Origin of the sequence: Acinetobacter sp. UBA3025 (genome assembly GCF_002367915.1) — a bacterium.
Taxonomy (GTDB): Bacteria; Pseudomonadota; Gammaproteobacteria; order Pseudomonadales; family Moraxellaceae; genus Acinetobacter.
Genome location: NZ_DFDO01000199.1, coordinates 1 through 7,834, shown reverse-complemented (window position 1 = coordinate 7,834; position 7,834 = coordinate 1). Strand labels below are relative to the sequence as shown.

6 protein-coding genes and 1 pseudogene are annotated in these 7,834 nt (G+C 44.4%); 4 read left to right on the top strand and 3 right to left on the bottom strand.

Annotated features, from left to right (window positions below; all coding sequences use genetic code 11):
* Positions 1 to 145: 145 nt before the first annotated feature.
* Complete coding sequence (locus B4J23_RS08290; protein ID WP_004783267.1) at positions 146 to 433, top strand: PA4642 family protein; 288 nt, start codon at positions 146 to 148, stop codon at positions 431 to 433.
* A 62-nt stretch (positions 434 to 495) separates the two neighbouring features.
* Here B4J23_RS08290 and B4J23_RS08285 read toward each other — a convergent pair whose 3' ends face one another.
* Positions 496 to 3,540, bottom strand: a complete 3,045-nt coding sequence (locus tag B4J23_RS08285; RefSeq protein ID WP_291359906.1) for a DNA translocase FtsK — start codon at positions 3,538 to 3,540, stop codon at positions 496 to 498.
* 238 nt (positions 3,541 to 3,778) lie between these two features.
* Between B4J23_RS08285 and trxB the strand changes: the two genes are divergently transcribed.
* The 3 genes from trxB (at position 3,779) to B4J23_RS08270 (ending at position 6,390) form a co-directional block, all read left to right on the top strand.
* Complete coding sequence (gene trxB, locus B4J23_RS08280; protein WP_004783272.1) at positions 3,779 to 4,738, top strand: thioredoxin-disulfide reductase; 960 nt, start codon at positions 3,779 to 3,781, stop codon at positions 4,736 to 4,738.
* Between the two features lie 83 nt (positions 4,739 to 4,821).
* Complete coding sequence (gene aat, locus B4J23_RS08275; RefSeq protein WP_291359903.1) at positions 4,822 to 5,553, top strand: leucyl/phenylalanyl-tRNA--protein transferase; 732 nt, start codon at positions 4,822 to 4,824, stop codon at positions 5,551 to 5,553.
* 21 nt (positions 5,554 to 5,574) lie between these two features.
* Entirely contained in the window at positions 5,575 to 6,390 is an 816-nt protein-coding gene (locus B4J23_RS08270) for an arginyltransferase (RefSeq protein ID WP_291359901.1), read from the top strand.
* 27 nt (positions 6,391 to 6,417) lie between these two features.
* On the opposite strand, the gene rimI is transcribed toward B4J23_RS08270, so the two are convergent.
* Together rimI and B4J23_RS08260 are read right to left on the bottom strand one after the other, a co-directional pair.
* Positions 6,418 to 6,876, bottom strand: coding sequence for a ribosomal protein S18-alanine N-acetyltransferase (gene rimI / locus B4J23_RS08265; protein ID WP_034704424.1), 459 nt, complete (start codon positions 6,874 to 6,876; stop codon positions 6,418 to 6,420).
* Between the two features lie 113 nt (positions 6,877 to 6,989).
* Positions 6,990 to 7,834: pseudogene (locus B4J23_RS08260) on the bottom strand (metal-dependent hydrolase); the annotation flags it as partial.

Sequence of the window (7,834 nt, the reverse complement as noted above, 5' to 3'; positions counted from 1 at the left end):
TGACTTGATAGTAATTACTATTTTACCTAGTCTCAAAACGTGAAGTGATCCTTCGAATAGACAAAGTGCATGATAAGACTTTGCCTCTTGCGAACTCATATTTTGCCTTTTTTTCATGCCGAAGAATTACATCAAGGAGATTGCGATGGCATTATCTCAACCAGCGACCTTTAACGAAGAATGGTCAGATGAGCGTGTATATGCCTACCTGAATCAGCTTCCTCCTGCAGGCGTCAATGCAGATTTCCATGTGCTTTATCATGCATTCAAGCATATGCGCCCTTTTGACTATGAGCGCCTGCTAACCAAATTTGTCGCAGACGGTCGCGATCTTAACGCCACCAATCCGGAAGGACAGCGCATTCATGACGTGATTGCCACTTATCCGCGTCAAAGTGCCGAGTTCTTGGCAGTATTAGAAAAATTTGCATAAGTTGAAATGCATAAAAAAAGCCTGCTTAAAGCAGGCTTTTTTAATCGCTAGAAATTCTGGATTTAAACCAGGATCTCACGCTTACCATTGGCACCCATTGAGCTGACAATACCATTTTCTTCCATCTGGTCAATGATCCGTGCAGCACGGTTATAACCTAGACTGAACTTACGCTGCAAAGATGAAGTTGATGCTTTGCGGGTTTCCAAAACAAAAGCCACACACTGGTCATACAGCGCATCTCGATCCGATCCACCATCTCCACCATCCTCAAAGCCGCGACTAGACGGTTCTTCATCAAATGGGGTCAGAATCTCATCCACATAGTTTGGTGCACCACGTTCACGCCATGCATCACAGATCCGGTTCACCTCATCATCGGCAATAAAGGCACCGTGTACACGCTCCGGCTCAATTTTACCCGGGCCAAGGAACAGCATGTCACCATGACCGAGCAGATCTTCTGCACCACCTGCATCGAGAATGGTACGTGAGTCGATTTTCGAGTTCACACGAAGTGCGACACGTGTCGGAATATTCGCCTTGATCAGACCAGTGATCACATCTACTGAGGGACGCTGAGTTGCCAGTAACAGGTGAATACCGGCAGCACGGGATTTTTGTGCCAGACGGGTAATCATCTCTTCAGCTTTCTTACCGACCTGCATGATCATATCCGCGAACTCATCGGCAACAATCACAATCGATGGCAATGGCGTTAAGCGCGGTGCACGTTCCCCTGCGACTGATTCACTCGCTTTCCAGGTTGGATCAAATAGCTCTTCACCATTGGCAAGCGCCTCTTCTACCTTACGGTTATAGTCGCTGAGCTTACGAATTTTCAGGAAAGACATCAGTTTGTAACGACGTTCCATTTCATTCACACACCAGTTCAAGGCACTGACTGCATCTTTCATATCAGTCACGACTGGCGTTAACAGATGTGGAATATCGTTATAGTTGGCCAATTCAAGCTGTTTTGGATCGATCAGAATTAAGCGTAACTGATCAGGTGTGTATTTTAATAGCATCGATAGAATCATCGAGTTAACCGCCACCGATTTACCAGAACCTGTAGTCCCTGCTACCAGCATATGCGGTGCTTTACCCAGTTCAGTAATTACCGGATTGCCTGAAATATCCTTACCCATGGCCATCGACAAAATGCCATCTGGATCATTGAATTTTGGAATCTGTACCAGTTCAATCAAACGCACCATTTCACGGCTGCTGTTCGGAACTTCAATGCCGATATAAGGCTTACCTGGAATAACTTCGACTACACGTACTGAAGCCATTGACATTGAACGGGCCAAGTCACGTGAAATATTGGTGACTTTGGAAGCTTTGACACCAGGTGCAAGGTCCAGTTCAAAACGTGTCACGACCGGACCTGGTTGAGCTTCGACTACTTTGGCTTTAACGTTAAATTCCTGAAGCTTGATTTCCAGAAGTTCTGATAAACGGGATAACTGCTCTTCAGTGAAATTCACTTTTTTGTTCGGATCGACTTTATCCAGCAATTCCAGACCCGGCAATGGTGACAGATCTTTACGGCGCTCAGCGACCTGCATAGCACGTGACATTGGACGTCCAGCGGCATCCGTCAGTGGCGCATCGAAGTCAAACTCGTCTTCATCCTGAGGCTTACCAGCAGTTTCATGCCAAGCCTCAATAAATTCTTCTTTAGATAATGCTTCTCGAACTGCTGCATTAGTCGCTGCGGTTTGAGCTGCTGTCTCTACACGCTGAATCGGTGCCTGAACAAAAGCAGAAGACTGGGCATAGCTTGATGCACGTACAGGTGCGGGTTTTGGCTCATCAGCTTCAACCAGCAAGTCATCCAGATCATCAAAGTCCGCTTCCAGGCTGGTATTTTTAATCGCATGTGCAGCCATGAGCGGAGCAGCAGTGGAACTGACCGTTCCAGCATCTTCTACAATTCTGAGGGATTTTTCAGCTGCTGCTGAATTGAACGGGCTATGCACATCCGTTGCGGTTTTACCTTGCGGAACTGCTGCCAATAACTCATCAAAAATTTCATCATCATCCCAGTCCAGATTATTCTTAGCTGTAGCGGATGATGTCACTTCATGAGCATTGTGATTTGTTGGTGTAGCTGCAAATGCGTCAGGAGAAAATTCGGCCTGCTCTTCTTCTGCAGCTTTAAGTAAAGCATCGATATCCTGCTTGTGACGCTGGTCTTCATTGGAATGTAACGCACGCCACACCTCTCCTGTTGCCACCACACGATCCGGCTCTGCTGTTCGCGGTGCTTCCTGAACAGGTTCTGTAACTGATGCCTGTACAGGTTCAGAGATATCTTCTTCATAGTGGTGAGGCTGGTGCGATTCTTTATCTGCAAAATCCTCAAACAGGCGCTCAGCGACATGATCGCGAACTACAGGATCGACTTCTACCAGATTATGTTCAGGTGCGGCAGTGACTGGTACTGTCACTTTTTTGGCAGCTGTTTTTACTGCTTCTTTTTTAATAACAGGTGCAGTACGGTCAAAATCCGACATACCTTCTGGCACATTACGGTAGAACAGGTCTTGCAGATAAGCAGGCGTTGCCTTGAGACTGCTCCAGGTCTTGTTCCATTTCACACCAAATGCCAAGGTAAACAGAACCACCCAAAGCACAAGCAAGAAAAAAGCTGCGCCATAGACAGTTAGTAATTGTTCAAGACTTTGGCCCAGCTCATAGCCAATAATGCCGCCTGAAGAATTGTCCAGCGTATCAGCTGGAACTTGCCAGAATAGAAACAGCAATGCTGATGTGGTCAATAACAGGAAGAATTGGGCAGCATAACGGAATGGACGGTTCAGGAAGCTGCGCGGCCACCAGACCTGGATTGCTTCCATAAACAGATAAACAGGGATCAGCAGGCTTGCCCAGCCGAGAAAGCCAAATAACAGGTCTGAAATCCAGGCCCCCGCAACCCCACTCGCATTTGAAACTGTCTGCGTATCACTAGAGATATGCATCCACCCCGGATCAAATGGTGTATAGGTCACTGTTGCAAGAAACAGATAAATCCCAAATGAGACTAAAAATAATGTCATTACTAAGCGCTGTGCATAGGCACTCGACACCGCTGTCATATACTGTCCTGTAACCAATTCTTCATGAATATTCTTTTGCTGGTATGCTTCAAAAAAAGCGTCGCAATAAAATGCATATTATGCACCTGTTGCATCAAAAAAGATGCATTATTGTGTACTTCTTCTATATAGCCTAAATCGATTTCGATGATCAATAATATCGACTTTAATCTCACACCACTGTTATACAGTTTCACGTATAATTCAATAAATTTCTAAATAAAAAAGGATACAGCGAATGAGCGCACGTCACTCACGACTGATTATTTTAGGTTCTGGCCCTGCTGGCTATAGCGCAGCAGTCTATGCAGCGCGTGCAAACTTAAAACCGACCCTGATTGCAGGTCTGCAACTGGGTGGTCAATTAACCACAACGACTGAAGTAGATAACTGGCCTGGCGATCCTGAAGGTCTGACTGGTCCAGCTTTAATGGAACGTATGCAGGCTCATGCAGAACGTTTTGGTACTGAAATTGTTTATGATCATATCAATGAAGTTGACCTTAACGTTCGTCCATTCGTCCTGAAAGGCGATATGGAAGAGTTCACTTGTGATGCCCTGATCATTTGTACTGGTGCAACTGCGCAATACTTGGGTCTGGAATCAGAAGCTGCATTTATGGGTCAAGGCGTGAGCGCGTGTGCAACCTGTGACGGTTTCTTCTATAAAGAACAAAAAGTCATGGTTGTGGGCGGTGGTAATACCGCTGTTGAAGAAGCGTTATATCTCTCTAACATCGCTTCTCATGTGACCCTAGTTCATCGTCGTGATACGTTGCGTTCTGAAAAAATCCTGCAAGACCATCTTTTTGAAAAAGAAAAAGAAGGCAAAATCAGTATTATCTGGAATCATCAGGTAGAAGAAGTGTTGGGTGATACCACTGGCGTCACTGCGGTACGTTTGAAATCAACCCAAGATGATTCAACTCAGGATGTTGAAGTATCAGGTCTGTTTGTTGCTATTGGTCATAAACCAAATAGCACCATGTTCGAAGGCCAGCTTGAACTGCGTGATGGCTATATTCAGGTGCAAAGCGGTACCGCGGGCAATGCCACTCAAACCTCTATCCCGGGTGTATTTGCTGCAGGCGATATCGCAGACAGTATCTACCGTCAGGCGATTACTTCTGCAGGTTCAGGCTGTATGGCGGCACTGGATGCAGAAAAATATCTCGATGCCATGGGTAAATTAGACTAAGCAGCGAAAATAAAAAGACCGTCCATCATGGGCGGTTTTTTTATGTATGATAAAAACAGTCTATTACAAGATCAGGATTCTGCATGCATCTTCTTCCTCCTTCACAGTACATTTTTCCCAATCCTGAAGAAGCGGATCTTGAGGGTGAAGGCCTGATTTGTATCGGTGCAGACCTCTCCCCTTCTACTTTGTATGAGGCCTATACCCATGGTCTGTTTCCCTGGTTTTCTGAAGGTGATCCGATCTGTTGGTGGAGTCCGGAACCACGCTGCATTATCCGGCCAGAGGATTATCATCCCAGCAAATCGCTACTTCGAAGCATGAAAAAGCAGGATTATAAAATTACGGTGAATCATGCTTTTGAAAGAGTGATCCGTTCCTGCTCATTGCCTCGCGCTTATGCAGATGAAACCTGGATTAGTGAAGAGATCATTCAAGGTTATTGCGACCTGTTTAATGCGGGTTATGGTTATAGTATTGAGGTTTGGGATGAAGATCGCGTAGTAGGTGGACTTTACGGGGTTACCATTGGCAAAGGCTGTTTCGGTGAATCCATGTTCAGTACCCAAACCGATGTTTCTAAAATGGCTTTCTATACATTAATGCTGATTGGCAGAGAAAATCAGTTGCCCTGGATTGATTGTCAATTGGTGAATGATCACTTGATGAGTCTAGGTGCCTGTACAATTTCTCGCCACACATATCTTAAATCGTTACAAGATGTGATAAAACAGCCTGCGATCAATTGGAAAAAGTATCAAGACGGTGTATTTTCAAGTAAAACAATAGCGCAGTCTGCGCGATTAAGTGAATGAAAATAACAGAGGGCACTTGTTATGAACTCTTATCAACCACAGTCCCTACTGAACGATTTACAGTATTATATTACGCCGCCGCATGACTGTAGCTATCTGCCAAATAAGTCCGCGCGCATGGTTTTTCTTGATCCAGCACATCGTATTGATGTAGTGACGCTGTCTGAACTTTCTCGTACCGGTTTCCGTCGTAGTGGTGATTTTGTCTATCGGCCTGAATGCCACCTGTGCCGTCAATGTTTATCTTCACGTATTCCTGTTCATGAATTTCAGATGAACAGCTCGCAAAAAAAAGCCTGGAAACGTAATCAGGATTTGACGGTTAAAATTATCCATCCTGAACAGGCCACAGATATACATTACGCCCTCTATGAACGTTATATTAATGAACGCCATGCAGATGGTGATATGTATCCACCTAGTCGTGACCAGTTCGAAAAGTTTTTACTGCAAAGCTGTACCGATAGTTTCTTTCTGGAATTATGGAAAGATGATCGTCTGATCAGTGTATCGACTTGTGACCTGCTCGATGATGGCGTTTCAGCGGTGTATACTTTCTTTGATCCTGATGAGAACCGCCGTTCCCTTGGTGCCTTTGCAATTCTGAAACAGATTGAACACACTCAAAAACTTGGCTTACAGTTTGTCTATCTGGGCTACTGGGTTCCACATTCAGCCAAAATGACCTACAAGTCTCAATACCTGCCGCTTGAATTATTGATTGACGGGCAATGGCGCCGATTAAACCGCACCCTTACCCCGGTGGAGATTGAACATCTGGGAAACTCCTTGATGACGACCTTGCCTAGCGGATGGAATAATCCCATTATCAAGTAAGTTACTCGTCAAATAAGAGCCGGAATATTATTTAAACAGGCTGGCAAAATCATCAGTACAAGACTTCACCATGATAATGGCATGTTCCCGAGTGCCATTCATATTTGGATAATAGTTCTTGCGCAGGTCAATCTGATGAAAACCGGTTTTTTCATACAGTTTAATCGCAGCAGCATTGCTTTCCCGTACTTCCAGAAAGATCTGTACCGGACTATTTTTCAATAATGCAATTGAGGCATCTAGCAACTGATAACCTAAACCTTTGCCCTGTTGCGCAGGATCAATTGCCATCAGTAATAAATTGGCTTCATCCAACACCGGCTGTAAAATGCAGAACCCTACGACTTGCCCTGCTTGTTCAATCACAGTGCTTTGATAGGCAGTAACAGCATCTTCAAATTGTTTAAAGGTCCAGGGATGGGATTGTACTTTGGTTTCAATCTTGGCAACGGCTGGTACATCCGCAGCTTGCATCAAACGAATCATCTTCGTTCATCTTATCTAGAATTAACCTCCGCATTATAGAAACTTTATTTAAAAAATCGAGCAAAAAAAAGAGCAACTTAGGTTGCTCTTCAGTCTTTTAATCTAGTTTTAAATTAAAGGCCCAGTTTTTGTTTCCAGCTTTGTAATAAGCTATGGGTGTCATGATCATTTGGATGAAAACCAGGTTTAAAGTACATCAGCATTTCTTTACCCATACCGGTAATAATTCCTTTAGATGGGCTATAACCATAAGTATAGATTTCTTTTAAAGCTCCAAGACTTAACTGACGGTCTTCTTTCAATAAACGCAATACGAAGTAGCTTTGTACAAAGAATAGCGTGACCATCGCTGCAACCAGTGAAGTGGTACGCAGTAGATAAGATTTTAAACCTTTACCGAAAACACCTTCGAATACATCATAGGCCACGGCCTTATGTTCATTCTCTTCAATTGCATGCCAGAGCCACATGGTTTTCATGGTGTCATCTTTCATCAGTTCCTGAATATGCTGATTGGTCAGTAACTGAGATGCAATGGTCGCAGTAAAATGTTCTAGTGCAGTCGTCGCAGTGAGGTCGACCATTTCCTGGGTAATACCGACTGGCTTACCGACTGCCGCGAAGATTTTGCGTGCAGTTTGAATGACTCGGTCAGTATAACGATCTAGCGTATCAACATCATGGCCATGGCGTTGCGCTGAGGCATTAAAGCCAACATGTTCCTGGGTATGCATGGCTTCCTGACCAATAAAGGCAGAAATTTCTTTTTGCAATGCTTCATTGTCTTTAATTGCTGGGTGCTGACGTACAGCGCGAACAGAATCAATAAAGAATTTTTCGCCTGCCGGGAATAGTGCAGAGAGTGCAGTCATAAAGTGAGTCAGTCCTGCTGAACCATTCATCCACTATTCTGACACCTTTCCATAATCAAAACTCATAAGACGTACCGGCAAAGTTT

What these genes read in the sequence shown, in the direction of transcription:
- aat (WP_291359903.1), top strand. Translation starts at nt 4,822, where the DNA reads ATGCATCTTCTTCCTCCTTCACAGTACATTTTTCCCAATCCTGAAGAA.
- B4J23_RS08270 (WP_291359901.1), top strand. Translation starts at nt 5,575, where the DNA reads ATGAACTCTTATCAACCACAGTCCCTACTGAACGATTTACAGTATTAT.
- B4J23_RS08290 (WP_004783267.1), top strand. Translation starts at nt 146, where the DNA reads ATGGCATTATCTCAACCAGCGACCTTTAACGAAGAATGGTCAGATGAG.
- rimI (WP_034704424.1), bottom strand. Translation starts at nt 6,876, where the DNA reads ATGATTCGTTTGATGCAAGCTGCGGATGTACCAGCCGTTGCCAAGATT.
- B4J23_RS08285 (WP_291359906.1), bottom strand. Translation starts at nt 3,540, where the DNA reads ATGACAGCGGTGTCGAGTGCCTATGCACAGCGCTTAGTAATGACATTA.
- trxB (WP_004783272.1), top strand. Translation starts at nt 3,779, where the DNA reads ATGAGCGCACGTCACTCACGACTGATTATTTTAGGTTCTGGCCCTGCT.